General features: G+C 65.6%; 11 protein-coding genes and 1 riboswitch. Of the genes, 3 read left to right on the plus strand and 8 right to left on the minus strand.

Annotated features, from left to right (window positions below; translation table 11 throughout):
• Positions 1 to 73: 73 nt before the first annotated feature.
• Positions 74 to 658: a DUF2239 family protein gene (locus tag ACNJX8_RS01175; RefSeq protein WP_439359298.1), complete on the minus strand. Its 585-nt coding sequence runs from the start codon at positions 656 to 658 to the stop codon at positions 74 to 76.
• Positions 659 to 818: 160 nt separating this feature from the next.
• Here ACNJX8_RS01175 and ACNJX8_RS01180 point away from each other — a divergent pair, with 160 nt between their 5' ends.
• Positions 819 to 1,484 carry a glutathione S-transferase family protein gene (locus ACNJX8_RS01180; RefSeq protein WP_036038860.1) on the plus strand — a complete coding sequence of 222 codons (666 nt, stop codon included), beginning with the start codon at positions 819 to 821 and terminating at the stop codon, positions 1,482 to 1,484.
• 76 nt (positions 1,485 to 1,560) lie between these two features.
• Here the strand turns inward: ACNJX8_RS01180 and ggt are convergent, their stop codons facing one another.
• Positions 1,561 to 3,312, minus strand: coding sequence for a gamma-glutamyltransferase (ggt, locus tag ACNJX8_RS01185; protein WP_439359299.1), 1,752 nt, complete (start codon positions 3,310 to 3,312; stop codon positions 1,561 to 1,563).
• Between the two features lie 101 nt (positions 3,313 to 3,413).
• Between ggt and ACNJX8_RS01190 the strand changes: the two genes are divergently transcribed.
• A complete protein-coding gene (locus tag ACNJX8_RS01190) occupies positions 3,414 to 4,799 on the plus strand; it encodes an MFS transporter (protein WP_128944589.1) in 1,386 nt (461 codons plus the stop codon).
• A 123-nt stretch (positions 4,800 to 4,922) separates the two neighbouring features.
• Here ACNJX8_RS01190 and purH read toward each other — a convergent pair whose 3' ends face one another.
• From purH to ACNJX8_RS01205, 3 genes are all read right to left on the minus strand, one after another.
• Complete coding sequence (gene purH / locus ACNJX8_RS01195; protein ID WP_439359300.1) at positions 4,923 to 6,515, minus strand: bifunctional phosphoribosylaminoimidazolecarboxamide formyltransferase/IMP cyclohydrolase; 1,593 nt, start codon at positions 6,513 to 6,515, stop codon at positions 4,923 to 4,925.
• A 25-nt stretch (positions 6,516 to 6,540) separates the two neighbouring features.
• A riboswitch (ZMP/ZTP riboswitch) is annotated at positions 6,541 to 6,622 on the minus strand.
• A 59-nt stretch (positions 6,623 to 6,681) separates the two neighbouring features.
• Positions 6,682 to 8,400: a heparinase II/III family protein gene (locus ACNJX8_RS01200; protein ID WP_439362049.1), complete on the minus strand. Its 1,719-nt coding sequence runs from the start codon at positions 8,398 to 8,400 to the stop codon at positions 6,682 to 6,684.
• A gap of 158 nt (positions 8,401 to 8,558) precedes the next feature.
• Positions 8,559 to 9,905 carry an RsmB/NOP family class I SAM-dependent RNA methyltransferase gene (locus ACNJX8_RS01205; protein WP_439359301.1) on the minus strand — a complete coding sequence of 449 codons (1,347 nt, stop codon included), beginning with the start codon at positions 9,903 to 9,905 and terminating at the stop codon, positions 8,559 to 8,561.
• Between the two features lie 189 nt (positions 9,906 to 10,094).
• Here ACNJX8_RS01205 and ACNJX8_RS01210 point away from each other — a divergent pair, with 189 nt between their 5' ends.
• On the plus strand, positions 10,095 to 10,292 hold the full coding sequence (locus ACNJX8_RS01210) for a DUF1674 domain-containing protein (protein ID WP_439359302.1): 198 nt from the start codon (positions 10,095 to 10,097) through the stop codon (positions 10,290 to 10,292).
• Positions 10,293 to 10,323: 31 nt separating this feature from the next.
• Here the strand turns inward: ACNJX8_RS01210 and cysN are convergent, their stop codons facing one another.
• The 3 genes from cysN to ACNJX8_RS01225 are packed head-to-tail and all read right to left on the minus strand — an operon-like array spanning position 10,324 to position 14,209.
• Positions 10,324 to 12,219 (minus strand): sulfate adenylyltransferase subunit CysN, encoded by a 1,896-nt coding sequence (cysN, locus tag ACNJX8_RS01215; RefSeq protein WP_439359303.1) that lies wholly within the window; start codon positions 12,217 to 12,219, stop codon positions 10,324 to 10,326.
• On the minus strand, positions 12,219 to 13,211 hold the full coding sequence (cysD, locus tag ACNJX8_RS01220) for a sulfate adenylyltransferase subunit CysD (protein WP_439359304.1): 993 nt from the start codon (positions 13,209 to 13,211) through the stop codon (positions 12,219 to 12,221). The genes cysN and cysD overlap by 1 nt, the downstream gene beginning before the upstream one ends.
• Positions 13,190 to 14,209, minus strand: a complete 1,020-nt coding sequence (locus ACNJX8_RS01225; protein WP_439359305.1) for a sulfotransferase family protein — start codon at positions 14,207 to 14,209, stop codon at positions 13,190 to 13,192. The genes cysD and ACNJX8_RS01225 overlap by 22 nt, the downstream gene beginning before the upstream one ends.
• Between the last annotated feature and the right edge of the window lie 107 nt (positions 14,210 to 14,316).

Raw genomic sequence — 14,316 nt, forward strand, 5'->3', positions numbered from 1 at the left:
TCATCAGGGCGTGCGAAGCCGTTGCCGCGCGATGCGCGGCTCGGCCGTTGATGGGGTGAATGCTGCGCGCGCCTTAAGCGCGGTCGCTGTAGGCGAGCTTGACGATGTGATCGCGGATGTCAGTCGGCCAGTCGGCGATCAGCCCGGTGAAGCGCCGCCGGTCATCCGCGAACAGCGCGCGCGAGGCTTCCTCGAACTGCGGCAGGTTGCCGGCCATGGTCGACATGAAGTGATAAGCTGCATCGCGCGCCTTCCGCTCGCGGTCCTTGTCGCCGCTGGCGCGTCTGGCCTCGTCGACCAGCTTGCGTAGCGCGACCGAGGCGCCGCCGGCTTGCGCGTTGAGCCACTCCCAGTGCCGCGGCAGCAAAGTCACCTCGCGCGCGATCACGCCGAGCTTCGGACGGCCACGGCCGCGCGGCTCGCTCGGCGGTTCGCTGATTTCCGTCGGTGGCGGCGGCATGAGCTTGGCCAGCCGCGCCAGTACCTCGTGATCCTCGCCGCGCAGGTCGAAATCAATCGACCGCCCCGTCCCGTCGTCGAAAATGATGATCGGCTGGTCCGGCTGCGACCCCGCCCGCTTGACCGCGAGTGCGACGTCGCCCGCCGCTCCCGAGGCCAGCCGGCGCTGGCCGATGAAGGCTGTGAAGGTCGTTTGCATTGGAATCATTGCCAGATTGATCGCGTTGGCAGTTTAATACCCGGGTAAATTTCTGGCGTCAATATACCCGGGTGAAAATATCCGCACCGATGGCTCGACATTGCGTCCCCGGGCTGGCACCAACGGCGCAACCGACCAAGCCAAGCTGAGGACCTGCGCGATGCTGACCGTTCACCACCTCAACAATTCCCGCTCGCAGCGCGTGCTGTGGCTGCTCGAGGAGTTGGGCGTGCCCTACGAGATCGTGCGCTATCAGCGCCAGCCGGATATGCGCGCGCCGAAGGAGCTGCGCGCCATCCATCCGCTCGGCAAGTCGCCGGTCATCACCGACAACGGCAACACCATCGCCGAGTCTGGCGCGATCATCGAGTATCTCATCGCCACCTACGGCAATGGTCGGCTGATCCCGCCGCCGAACACGCCGGAACGTCTGCGCTACACCTATTGGCTGCACTATGCGGAAGGGTCGGCGATGCAGCCGCTGCTCTTGAAGCTGCTGTTCACGCTGATGCCGAAGCGCGCGCCGGCGCTGCTCCGCCCGCTGGTGCGCAAGGTCTGCAACCAGGCGCTGACCGCGCTGGTCAATCCGCAGCTCAAGCAGCACATGGATTACTGGGAAGGCGAGCTCGGCAAGAGCGAGTGGTTCGCGGGCAGCGAGTTCACCGCCGCCGACATCCAGATGAGCTTTCCGCTGGAAGCAGCCCAAGCGCGCGGCGGGCTGGAGCAGGGCCACCCCAAGGCGATGGCGTTCCTGGAGCGCATCCACGCGCGGCCAGCGTATGCGCGCGCGCTCGAAAAGGGCGGGCCTTATCAGGTCGGGCGATAGGGTACTTTCAGCGAGATCCCGGGTTCGGCTCTGCGAGCCGCCCAGCCCGCGCTGCCGTGCCATGCAAACGACGTGGTTACTGGCCCGCTGCTTCTGCGCCTCGCGTGCGTGGGTCTGGCGCGCCGAGCGGCCCGTTCCGAGTCACGAGAATTGAATTGGCCGATGTCTGTCCCATGGGCTCGACGATGAGATGGCCCATCGCCTTCAGCTCGGACAGGACATCGCCGGGAAAGCCGCTCTCGACGCGCACCTCGTCCGGTAGCCATTGGTGATGCAGCCGCGGTGTAGCAACGGCAGCAGCCACATCCATCTTGTAGTCGAGAACGTTCACGATGACCTGGAGCACGGTCGAGATGATGCGGCTGCCACCAGGCGAGCCCGTCACCAACACCGGCTTGGCGCCTCGCAGCACGATGGTCGGCGACATCGACGACAGCGGGCGTTTTCCAGGCCCAGGCAGATTGGCCTCGAAGCCGACGAGGCCATAGGCATTGGAAGCGCCCACCGCCGCGGTGAAGTCGTCGAGCTCGTTGTTGAGCAGCACGCCGGTGCCGTCGGCAACGAGACCGACGCCATAGCTGAAGTTCAGCGTATAGGTGTTGCTGACGGCGTTGCCGCGGCCGTCGACGACGGAAAAGTGCGTGGTGTTGCTGCCTTCGCGCGGCGCGGCAGCGGCGGAAACGAGCTCTTTCGAAGGCGTGGCGCGATCGGCGGAGATGCCTGCGCGCAGCTTGGCGGCGTAGTCCTTCGCGGTCAGCGTTTCGATCGGTGCGTTGACGAAGGCGGGATCGCCGAGATAGCGCGCACGGTCCGCATAGGCGCGCTTCATGGCCTCGATCAAGAGATGCAGCGATGCCGGCGATCCCTGCTTCAGATCGGCGAGCTGAAAGCCTTCGAGGATGTTGAGCGTCTCCACCAGCACCACGCCGCCGGACGAGGGCAGCGGCATCGAGACGATGTCGTAGCCGCGATAGCTGCCGCGCACTGGCGCACGGATCACCGCCTGATAGGCCTTCAGGTCGGCTGGCGTCATGATGCCGCCGGCTTCAGTCACGGCCTTGGCGAGATTTTCCGCAACTAGCCCTTCATAGAAGCCGCGCGGCCCCTGTGCGGCGACGGCCGACAGCGTTGCGGCGAGATCGGCTTGCACCAGCCTGTCGCCCTCGCCAAGCGGCGCGCCGTCGGGACGCGAGAAGATTTTGGCCGAGGAAGGCCAGCGCGCCAGCCGCCGGTGCCAACTCGGCAGCGTATCGGCGATATCGTCGCTGACGACAAAGCCGTCGCGGGCGAGCGCGATCGCCGGCTCGAGCAGTTGCGCCAGCGTGAACTGGCCGGAGCCGTATTTTTCCAATGCGAGCGTGAGACCTGCGACGGTGCCGGGCACGCCGACGCCGAGCGCGGAATCGCGTGACTTGGTCGCGTCAGGCTTGCCATCCGGTCCGAGAAAGATCTGCGGCGTGGTCGCGGCCGGGGCGGTCTCGCGATAGTCGATCGTGATATCTTCATTGCGGTCGGCGGAATGGATCACCATGAAGCCGCCTCCGCCGACATTGCCGGCGCGCGGATAGGTCACGGCCATCGCAAAGCCGGTGGCGACCGCGGCATCGACGGCATTGCCGCCACGTCGCAGGATGTCGGCGCCGACCTGCGCGGATATCCTCTCCTGCGCCACCACCATGCCGTGCTCGGCAGCGACGGCACGCATTGTATCGCGCGCGGGCGGGACATAGCCCCGCCGCGCATCCTGAGCCGTCGCGGGGGCGAGACCGAGCGCCAAAGCGGCTATGACGGCGAAAAATGTCCGCCGCGTCGAATATGACGACATCATCAAAATTCCCGTTGCGCCCCCGGGCCAGTTCACACGCGTCACGGCAATGCTATACGGTTTGCCCCGAGAGAGGCAAAACTGTTCGTGATGAGGACCGCGTGATGACGACGATCGCCCCGGATGTGCGCATGGCCGGTGTGCCGCGGACCTATCCGCCGCGTGCCGCCGTCGTCAGCTGGATCTTCTTCGATTGGGCCGCGCAACCCTATTTCACGTTGATCACGACCTTCGTATTCGCGCCCTATTTCGCGACCGCCATCGCGCCAAATCCGGCTACCGGCCAATCGCTGTGGGGCTTTGCGATGGCGGCCGCGGGTCTTGCGATCGCGTTGTTGTCGCCTGTGCTCGGGGCGATCGCGGATGCTTCGGGCCGCAGGAAACCATGGATCGCAGGTTTCGGCACAGTGCTGGTGTTGGCGTCCTGCACGCTGTGGATCGGCAAGCCCGGTGAATACGCCATCATTCCGCCGCTGCTCACCGCCGTCGCGCTCGCCAGCGTCGGTGCGGAATTCGCCACTGTCTTCAACAACGCGATGATGCCGACCCTGGTGCCGCCAGAGCGCATCGGGCGGCTGTCCGGCACCGGCTGGGCAACAGGTTACATTGGCGGCATCGTCAGCCTGATCATCGTGCTCGGCCTGCTCGCCGCCAATCCCGAGACCGGCCGCACGCTGCTCGGCTTCACGCCGCTATTCGGGCTCGATCCCGTCACTCATCAGGGCGACCGTGCTGCCGGGCCGTTGACAGGGCTTTGGTTCATCATCTTCGTGACGCCAATGTTCCTGTTCACGCCGGATTATCCCGCGAAGCTTCCGGTGGGCGAGGCGCTGCGCGAAGGATTGTCGGAACTGAAGCAGTCGATCAAGAGTCTGCCGCACCAGAAATCTCTTGCGGCGTTCCTGCTCGCCAACATGATCTATACCGATGGTCTGGTGTCGCTGTTTGCGTTCGGCGGCATCTATGCCGCCGGCACCTTCGGCTGGCACACGATTCAGATCGGCACGTTCGGCATCATGCTCGCGATCGCCGGTGCGTTCGGCGCATGGTTTGGCGGCAAGCTCGACGATCATCTCGGGCCGAAGCGCGTGATCGCCGGCAGCCTGCTGATCCTGCTGCTGTCGGTGGCGGCGATCCTGCTGGTCGACAAGGACAGTGTGTTGTTCGTCAAGGTCGCGCCGCCCGAGCCGGGTGCGGCCCTGTTCTCGAGCGCCGCGGAGCGCGCCTATCTGGTGCTGGGCTGTCTCATCGGCGCCGCTGGCGGCCCGCTGCAAGCCGCTTCGCGCACGCTGCTGATCCGCCTCGCGCCGAAGGATCGCATCGCGCAGTACTTCGGCCTGTTCGCATTGACCGGGAAGGTGACGTCCTTCATCGGCCCGCTATTGATCGGCATGATCACGGCCGCGACGGCAAGCCAGAAAGCCGGCATGGCGGTGTTGGTGGTGTTTTTCGTCGCGGGACTAGCGCTGTTGATGCGGGTGCGGAAGTAGCCGCAGCTCGCCGTCATTCCGGGGCGCGCGGAGCGCGAGCCCGGAATCTATCGTGCAGCGTGTCATGCGGAGAAATGGATTCCGGGCTCGCGCCAAGTGGCGCGCCCCGGAATGACGGCGACCTTAATGCCTGAAGTGCCGCGTTCCCGTGAACACCATGGCGATGCCGTGCTCGTCGGCGGCCTTGATGACCTCGTCGTCTCGCATCGAGCCGCCGGGCTGCACCACCGCGGTGGCGCCGGCTTCGATGCAGGCGAGCATGCCGTCGGCGAACGGGAAGAACGCATCCGACGCCACCACCGAGCCCTTGGTGAGCGGCTCGGCAAGCTTCAGCTCATTGGCGGCATCCTGCGCCTTGCGCGCCGCGATCCGGGCCGAGTCCACCCGGCTCATCTGGCCCGCGCCGATGCCGACGGTGGCGAGATCCTTGGCGTAGATGATGGTGTTGGACTTGACGTGTTTTGCCACCCGGAACGCGAATTTCAGGTCGCGCATTTCGGCCTCGGTCGGCGCACGCTTGGTCACGACCTTGAAGGTCATGTCGTCGACCACGGCATTGTCGCGGCTCTGTACGAGCAGACCGCCGGCCACGGTCTTGGCGGTGAGGCCCGGCGCGCGCGGGTCGGGCAGGCTGCCGGCCAGCAGCAGGCGGAGGTTCTTCTTGCCGCCGATGATGGAGATCGCCTCTCCGCTGGCGTCGGGAGCGATGATCACCTCGGTGAAGATTTTTGTGATCTCGCGCGCGGTGTCGGCGTCGAGCGGACGGTTCATCGCGATGATGCCGCCGAACGCCGAGGTCGAATCGCAGGCCAGCGCCCTGCGATAGGCCTCGACGAGGTTCGCGCCCTCCGCGACGCCGCAGGGATTGGCGTGCTTGACGATGACGCAGGCCGCGGTGCGCTTGGCGTCGAACTCGCCGATGCACTCATAGGCCGCATCGGTGTCGTTGATGTTGTTGTAGGAGAGCTCCTTGCCCTGCAGCTGCCGTGCGGTTGAGACGCCCGGGCGCTTGTCGGGCGTCGCGTAGAACGCAGCGGTCTGGTGCGGGTTCTCGCCATAGCGCAGCGACTGGATCAGTCTGCCCCCGAGGGCGCGGAAATCCGGCGCGTCGATCTCGAGCTGCCGGTTGAACCAGTTCGAGATCGCAGCGTCATAGGCCGCAGTGCGGGCATAGGCCTTTGCCGCAAGGCGCCGGCGCAGCTTCAGCGTGGTTGAGCCGTTGTTGGCGGCGAGCTCGTCGAGCACGGCCTTGTAGTCGTCGGCCTCGACCACGACGGCGACGTCGTCATGGTTTTTCGCGGCGGCGCGGATCATTGCGGGGCCGCCGATGTCGATGTTCTCGATGCAATCCTCGAAACCGGCGCCTTTCTCGACAGTTGCTTCGAACGGATAGAGATTGACGACGAGGAGATCGATCGGCGCGATGCCGTGGGTCTTCATCGCAGACGCGTGCTCGGCGTTGTCGCGGATCGCGAGCAGGCCGCCATGCACTTTCGGATGCAGCGTCTTGACCCGGCCATCCATCATCTCGGGGAAGCCGGTGAGGTCGGAGACGTCCTTCACCTTGAGGCCAGCGGCGGCGATCGCCTTGGCGGTGCCGCCGGTCGAGACCAGCTCGACATCGTGCGCGGCAAGCGCCTTTGCGAACTCGATCAGGCCGGTCTTGTCGGAAACGGAAAGCAGGGCGCGGGTGACGCGGCGGGGATGGTCAGTCATGAGCAAGATCCTCTGTCTTAAGGAGTGTCTATGCCCAGGCGCGCGGCAGGTGTATCTCGCGCTTCCCGATGGTGCTCCATCCAAGGTCGCCAGTCGCGCGAGCGCGTGCTGGTTAGCAGTTTTCGACGCCCTTCACAACGATCAGATAGGGCTGAAATACGGGCATCTATAGCGGTAGTTCCGGCTCCCGCCGCGCATTTCTCCGTGCATTGGTGACTGCGGGTGAGGCGGTGGAACGGACAAAACTCCAGCGGATCGAGGGTGCCTGCCGCGCATCCTGCCGGATCACGATCTGCGCGGTACGGCGCGGCCCGTCATTGCCGGCCAGGAACACGCTGTCTTCGAGATCGACCTTGTCGTCCAATGCTTCAAAGGTCCAGACGTCGCGGTTCGGCAGCACCAGCATGACGCCGCGGGCATCCGACAGGCGGCTCGCCTTCACCGCCGGATGCAGATGGAAGCGCAGCGCGAAATCGGCATCCGCGCCCTTGAAGCGTCCGCCCTGCGGCGGCGACAGCGTGTCCTCGCCGTCGATGCGCGAGCCGTCATTGGCGATCATCAGCACACGGCGGTGGATCGCGCCGAATTTAGAGAGATAGCCGTCATGCGAGGTCGTCAGCAGCGTGCCGTTCGGCACGATTTCACGATAGCTCTCGACCTCCACCGGGCCGCTGGTCACGGGCGCGCCGTGCAACAGCCGCTTCATCGCCGACATCTCCACGAACTGGCATGAGGAGATGTCGTGATAGGCCAGTGTCGAATGTGCCACGGTGCCGCGGGCGAACGGCCGCCAATTGTCGCGGCCCGTGGTCGGCATGCCGCAATTGGTGACGATGCGGCTGATGCCGGAGGACAGTTCGAACGACAGGCAGCCGGCATGGGCGTCGTGGCTGACGCCGGCCGGCGGCGGCGGGCCGGTGTCGATGATCAGCGTGGTCTGGCCGGCATCGAGACGCTGGAAGCCGGTATGCGGCATGTTCGCCATCGGTGCGCCATGGGTGTCGTCATAGGCGAGTAGCGTCGCAAGTAGGTCGGATGGCGTCGCGCTCATGCCGTTGAACAGCGCAAAATTGCCGTCACCGTGACGGAAGAAGCGCAGCATCGGCATCATACGGTCGATCGCGTTGAGCAGCGCCGGCGGCGGCGCGATGTTGCGCGCCGCGAAGGTCTGCCGTAGCGGCAACAGGTCGATCAGGAGGTCGATCAGGGCGCCCGGGTTGCGGGAGATGTGTCCACCATCGGGCAGGATCTGCCGCTGCAATTCGTCGGAGAGCTTTTTCGAGGTGCTGCGGATGTGGCGCGCCTGGTTGGCGAGGCACAGCGCCGCATAGCATAGTGCGATCAGCACCTGGAGCTTCGGCACCCCGTCGGGAATGTCGAGCATGGTGTAGCGCAGCAAGCGGATCTCGCGTGCGAGGGCGCGCAGGTAGCGGCGGTAGAACTTGTTGTCGGTGTCATTGAGCACCAGCGGCGCCTGCGACAACAGGGAGATCACGCGCCGTGCCAGCACGTCGGCGCGCCGCGCGACCTGGCGGCGCTTGTTGGCTGGATTCGAGATCCAGTCCTCGACCAGCGCGCGCGCATTCGCCCGCGTCAGCGCGGTGTCGGCGGCACGTAAGTGCCGCAGCCAGCCGAAGCCAAGCAGCGCGACCTCCCAATCCTCGGACGGCGGTTCGAGATCGAAGATCGAGCGTCCGTGGCAATTGACGATCTTGCCGGCGAAGACGAAGCGGCCGGCATAGATCTCGGCGGCGCGGGTCGCATCCGCGGTGCGCAGGTCATGCGGCGCGATGATGAGCCGGTCGGTCCGGCTGGGCCAGACCCGCGACACCGCCACCGGCCCGCCGCTCGCGCGCGCGAGCATGTTCCGCGCGAAGCGGTTCATCACCAGCGTCGAGATGCGTCTGCGTTGAGCGACCGACACGCCTTGCCTTGAAGGGGAGAGGAGGATTCCGACGAATCCTTATTAATCCCAAAATCGGACGGCTGACACCACCTTGAACGGCGCGAATCAGCATCGAGGTTGCAAAATCCAGTGCAAAATCAGGATTTAACAAGCCGGGCCGCGTAAAATCCGTCGAGCCCACCAAGCTTGGGATCGGCATTCGGCAGATGGCTCGGCAGGGTGCGCAGATCGCCTTCCGCGGTGAGGATTTCGTCGAGACCTGCGACCTCCGACGCCTCGATCGGGACACGGCGAAGCGCGGGCTCTGCGGCCAGCAGCGCGGCGATGGCCTGCTCGCCCTCTTCGGGTTCCAACGAACAGGTGCAGTAGATCAGCGTCCCGCCGGATTTGAGCAGCGACAGCGATTTGCGCAGCAGCCGCTGCTGGAGCGCGGTCAGGGCGGCGATGTCGGATTCCTGCCGGAGCCATGCCACATCGGGATGACGGCGGATCGTGCCAGTCGAGGTGCAGGGCGCATCGATCAAAATGCCGTCGAAGGTCTCGGTGGGGCCGGCCCATTCCACGGCGTCAGCGACGACAGTCTCGGCCTGCAGCGACAACCGCCCGAGGTTTTCGCGCAGCCGCGCCACGCGGGCGGGCGAGCGGTCGATGGCCGTGACATGGGCGCCGGCAAGTGCCAGCTGCGCGGTCTTGCCGCCCGGGGCGGCGCAGAGATCGGCGATGGACTTGCCCTTGATGTCGCCGAACAGCCGGGCCGGCAGCGCAGCGGCGGCGTCCTGCACCCACCATTGTCCCTCGGCAAAGCCTGGCAGCATGGTCACCGAGCCATGCAGCAGCATCCGCACCGTCCCGGTCGGCAGCGTCTCGCCATGCAGGCGGCTTGCCCATTGCGCGGCATCCGACTTCACGGTCAGATCGAGCGACGGTTCGTGGCCGAGCGCGAGCGCCATGTCTCTTGCGGTCGCCTCACCATAATGTGCGCTCCAGCGCGCCAGCAGCCAAGGCGGCAGATCCAGCGATTGCGTGGCAACTTCCTCGACCAGGCCCTTGCCCTCGCGCGCGCAGCGGCGCAGCACGGCATTGACGAGGCCGGCATAGCGCGCAGCGCGCCGGTCGGATTGCACGAGGCGAACGGAGAGATCGACGGCGGCGTGATCGGGCACGTCCATCCAGAGGATCTGCGCGGCGCCGATCAACAGCGCGCTCTGCGCACGCGGTGCATCGGAGGGAATGCCCTTGTCGAGCAGCCGGGACAGCACATGACCGAGCGTGCCGAGCCGGCGCAGCACGGTGGCGACCAGGCGCCGCATCAGCGCGCGGTCGCGGTCGGCCAGCGTCTTCAGTCCGGGATGGGCGCCGCCGCCGTCGAGCTGGTCGTCAAGCGTGCGGTGCTTGTGCAGGACGCCGTCGACGATGTCGGCGGCAATCCGCCGCGCCGCAAGACCGGGCACTTCGGACGGAGGAACGAAACGTTGAGATGGCATGCGGAAGCAAGGTTCTGAGCGAGCGGCAGTTCCGCCGCGATGGGCGCATGCCTTAACCAGCTCATCTTTGGCACGCGAATATGCCAAATGTAAGAATCGCTTCCGGCTTTTTCAGCCCTTTGGGCCCGATTTCAGGAATGCGTTATTGGACGTCGCGCCGCGGGCCGTCCTGCGCTAATAAGCCGGACCATGAGTGACCAGCCTCCCGTTCCCGATCGTAAGCCGCTGCCGCCCGCAGCCCAGCGTGCGCTGGCTGAAGCCGAGATGCGGCGGCAAGCCGCGGCGGCCGAAGCCAAGGCGCGGCCGAAGGAGCTTCAGGGACCGAAGGGACCGGAGCCCACCCGCTATGGCGATTGGGAAAGCAAGGGCATCGCCTCCGACTTCTGATGCCTGCGAAGCCCCGCGCTGGTGCACGCCGCTATAGATAGTGATTGTCTCGGAGATAGCGGATGATGCGTTCGCAGGCCGCCTCGCTGGACAGTTCCGAGGTGTCGATGCTGATCTCCGGCGCTTGTGGTGCCTCGTAGGGATCATCGATCCCGGTGAAGCCTGTCAGCTCGCCCGCGCGCGCTTTGCGATAGAGGCCCTTGGGGTCGCGACGCTCGCATTCGGCAAGCGGGGTCGCGACATGGATTTCGATGAACTCGCTCGTCTCGACCCGCTGCCGCGCCAGTGCGCGCTCGCTACGGAACGGCGAAATCAGCGCGACCAGCGCGATCATGCCGGCATCGACGAACAGCGCCGCGATCTCCGCGACACGCCGGACGTTTTCCATTCTCTCCGCGCTGGAAAAGCCGAGATCGCGATTGATGCCGTGGCGGAGATTGTCGCCGTCGAGCAGCGCGGCGTGGCGTCCGAGCTCGGCAAGGCGCCGGTCGACGAGATCTGCGATCGTCGATTTGCCGGCTCCACTGAAGCCCGTGAACCAGAGCACGCAGGGCCGCTGCTGCTTGAGCCGCGCACGCACCGACTTGTCGACTGCGAGTCGATGGCGGTGAATGTTGGTTGCGCGGCTCAGCGAGAGATCGATCATCCCGGCGGCAGCCGTGCGATGGCTGATCGGATCGATGAGGATGAAGCTGCCCATGTCGCGGTCGTCGCGATAGGCCTCGAATACCAGCGGGCGGTCGAGGCGGAGATGGACCTGGCCGATCTGGTTGGCATCGAGCGTCGTGCCGCTTTCCTGCGCCATGGTGTCGATTGAGATGCGGTGCTCGAGCGACGTGATCACCGCGCCGATCGAAGCCGTGCCGCATTTGAGAACGTAGCGCCGGCTCGCGACCATGGCCTGGTCATCGAACCAGACGAGATGGGCCGCCAGTTGGTCCGAGATCTGTGGTGTGGACCCCGCCGTCAGCACGTCACCGCGACTGACGTCGATCTCGTCCGTCAATGTGAGCGTCACCGATTCGCCCGCCGCAGCCCGATCGCGCTCGCCGCCGGGCGTGAGAATGCGCGCGACCTGGGTTTGACGGCCCGAGGGCTGCACGGCAACGGCGTCGCCGGCCCGGATCGTTCCGCTGGCGATTCGGCCGCAGAAGCCGCGAAAATCCGCATGCGGCCGGTTGACCCATTGCACCGGCAGCCGGAACGGCCGCTGCGAGACGTCGCCGGACACGTCCGCCGATTCCAGATAGGCCGTGACGGTCGGCCCGCTGTACCAGGGCATCCGCGTGCTCGCGGCGACGACGTTGTCGCCGTCGGGCGCCACCACCGGGATGCATTGGACCTGGGAAATGCCGAGCTGCCCGGCCAGCGTCAGATATTCGGCGGTGATGGCCGCGAAGCGACCGCCGTCGAATCCGATCAGATCCATCTTGTTCACGGCGAGGACGACGTGGCGGACGCCGAGCAGCGACAGGATGTGGCTATGACGCCGCGTCTGCGAGATCACGCCCTTGCGCGCGTCGACCAGAACCACGGCGAGATCGGCGTTGGAGGCTCCGGTCGCCATGTTGCGGGTATATTGCGCATGTCCCGGCGTGTCGGCGACGATGAAGCGGCGCAACGGCGTGGCGAAGAACCGGTAGGCGACGTCGATCGTGATGCCCTGCTCGCGCTCGGCCTGCAAGCCGTCGACCAGCAGCGCGAAATCGAGATCACCGCCGGTGGTGCCAACGGTCCGGCTCTCGGTGGCGAGCGCGTCGAGCTGATCGTCGAGCAGCGTCTTGGAATCGTAAAGCAGGCGGCCGACCAGCGTGCTCTTGCCGTCATCGACGCTGCCACAGGTGACGAAGCGCAGCGTCGGGCGGTCGTCCTGATCCAGCCGCGGCGCATCGGAGGCGGCGATCGCGGGGGCCTCGTGATAGGACATCAGAAGTAGCCTTCCGCTTTCTTGCGCTCCATCGATGCGGGACTGTCCCGGTCGATCATGCGTCCCTGCCGCTCGGAGGTGCGCGAGACCATCATCTCACGAACGATCTCCGGCAGGGTCGCCGCCGTCGAGGTCGTCGCGCCGGTGAGGGGATAGCAGCCGAGCGTGCGAAACCTGACGGAGCGCCAGCGCGGCTCCTCGTTCGAACGCAGCGGCATCCGTTCGTCATCCACCATGATCAGCGCACCGTCGCGCTCGACCACCGGACGCGGCGCCGCCAGATAGAGCGGAACGATCGGGATGTCCTCGAGCAGGATGTAGTCCCAGACGTCGAGCTCGGTCCAGTTCGACAGCGGAAACACCCGCATGCTCTCGCCCGGCGCGAGCATCGTGTTGTACAGGCTCCACAGCTCTGGCCGCTGGTTCTTCGGGTCCCAGCGATGCGCCGCACTGCGATGCGAGAAGATGCGCTCCTTGGCGCGCGACTTTTCCTCGTCGCGCCGCGCTCCTCCAATCGCGGCGTCGAAACCGTGGAGGTCCAGCGCCTGTCGGAGCGCCTGCGTCTTCATGACGTCGGTGTAACGGGCCGAGCCGTGGGTGAAGGGGCCAATGCCCTGGCTCAATCCGTCATTGTTGGTGTGGACGATCAGATCGAGGTCAAGCTCGCGCGCGCGCATATCGCGAAATGCGATCATCTCGCGGAACTTCCACGTCGTGTCGACATGCAGCATGGGAAACGGCGGCCTGCCGGGATGAAACGCCTTCATCGCCAGATGCAACAGCACCGAAGAGTCTTTCCCGATCGAATACAGCATGACCGGCTTGCGGAACTCGGCCACCGTCTCCCGCAGGATGTGTATGCTTTCCGCCTCCAGGCGCCGCAGGTGGCTGGCAGTCGCGCGGCTCGGCTTGTCGTCAACCGTTCCAGGAAAGGCTGGCTCGGCGGTCGCGGGAACGTCGAGCATGGTGATCACGCGGCCGTAGCGAGCCATTCGCCGAACAGGTGCGCCGACGTCGCTGCATTCAGGTCGAGATCGCGAACGCATGCCGCAACCGAGGCGCGATAGGCATCGTTGACGCCGCAGCGCTCCAAGACGTCCAGCTGGGCCTGGCTCAGCGAGGTTGTTACGCGGCGCTGGTAGCGATAGGCGCTATCCGAGGTGTGCAGATTGGGCACCTTGTAGATCGCCGCTTCGCTCGGGAAGATGACGCGCGCGTTGTTCGCCTGCTCCTGACCCGGCTCCCGCCATGAGGTCACGGCATTTTCGGTAAAGCTGCCCGAAATGCCGAGGCGGTCGAACAGGACTCGAACCGACGATACCGCCTCCTTGCTCACCTCGTAGACGTAATGCGTGACCGGAACGCCCTGTTGCCTGGCGTAGCCAGCGACCCGGACTGCGCTGAGTGCGGCGACGACATAGTGCGCCAGCAGCGTACTTTCAGGAGCGCGCGAGATCAGCTTCTCGAGCCATGATGCCAGCGCGCTAGCCGGCTCGCGGTCGAGCGCGATGAGGTGCAGCCGGTGCCGCGGATAGCCTGCCTCGATCAGCAGCTTGAGCGGATTGAACAGGCTCTCGGCGAGCACGTAGGGCCCGATCGTCTCCTTGCTGAAGATATTCGGCTCATCGGCCGCCGACGGCACGATCCACGGTGTCAGCGCATTGCCGACGAGCGCATCGCGCAGCATGGCCTTCAGCGGTTGATAATACGAGGGCATCCCGGTCATGCCGAACAAATTGCTCAGGGCCGTCGATCCGACCCGCGCCTTGCCGCATGCAAAATAAAGCATGGGAAAATCCTGCGCCGGGCGATGCCGAACGCTCTCGGCAAGACATTCCGTCACTTCGCGCATCAGCGTTTCGAGCGTGACTGTCCGGGTCTGGAATCCATCCACCGGCGAAAGCAGCGTGGTGTCGAGGGAATTATGTTGCTGGCGCACCAGATCGGCGATTCGTTCGAGCGAATCGTGTGAAGTCACGTCGATGTTCATGTTGGGGGACCCGCTGAACAGGTTCCGCAAGCGAGTTGCTTACGGTTTTATGTTCAACCTATCGTTGCTCCCGATGTCGGTCAAACCCGGGAAATCCCGGGGGTGTC

Source organism: Bradyrhizobium sp. SPXBL-04, assembly GCF_051853035.1.
GTDB lineage: Bacteria > Pseudomonadota > Alphaproteobacteria > Rhizobiales > Xanthobacteraceae > Bradyrhizobium > Bradyrhizobium zhanjiangense.

What these genes read in the sequence shown, in the direction of transcription:
- ACNJX8_RS01175 (WP_439359298.1), bottom strand. Translation starts at nt 658, where the DNA reads ATGCAAACGACCTTCACAGCCTTCATCGGCCAGCGCCGGCTGGCCTCG.
- ACNJX8_RS01180 (WP_036038860.1), top strand. Translation starts at nt 819, where the DNA reads ATGCTGACCGTTCACCACCTCAACAATTCCCGCTCGCAGCGCGTGCTG.
- ggt (WP_439359299.1), bottom strand. Translation starts at nt 3,312, where the DNA reads ATGATGTCGTCATATTCGACGCGGCGGACATTTTTCGCCGTCATAGCC.
- ACNJX8_RS01190 (WP_128944589.1), top strand. Translation starts at nt 3,414, where the DNA reads ATGACGACGATCGCCCCGGATGTGCGCATGGCCGGTGTGCCGCGGACC.
- purH (WP_439359300.1), bottom strand. Translation starts at nt 6,515, where the DNA reads ATGACTGACCATCCCCGCCGCGTCACCCGCGCCCTGCTTTCCGTTTCC.
- ACNJX8_RS01200 (WP_439362049.1), bottom strand. Translation starts at nt 8,400, where the DNA reads ATGAACCGCTTCGCGCGGAACATGCTCGCGCGCGCGAGCGGCGGGCCG.
- ACNJX8_RS01205 (WP_439359301.1), bottom strand. Translation starts at nt 9,905, where the DNA reads ATGCCATCTCAACGTTTCGTTCCTCCGTCCGAAGTGCCCGGTCTTGCG.
- ACNJX8_RS01210 (WP_439359302.1), top strand. Translation starts at nt 10,095, where the DNA reads ATGAGTGACCAGCCTCCCGTTCCCGATCGTAAGCCGCTGCCGCCCGCA.
- cysN (WP_439359303.1), bottom strand. Translation starts at nt 12,219, where the DNA reads ATGTCCTATCACGAGGCCCCCGCGATCGCCGCCTCCGATGCGCCGCGG.
- cysD (WP_439359304.1), bottom strand. Translation starts at nt 13,211, where the DNA reads ATGGCTCGCTACGGCCGCGTGATCACCATGCTCGACGTTCCCGCGACC.
- ACNJX8_RS01225 (WP_439359305.1), bottom strand. Translation starts at nt 14,209, where the DNA reads ATGAACATCGACGTGACTTCACACGATTCGCTCGAACGAATCGCCGAT.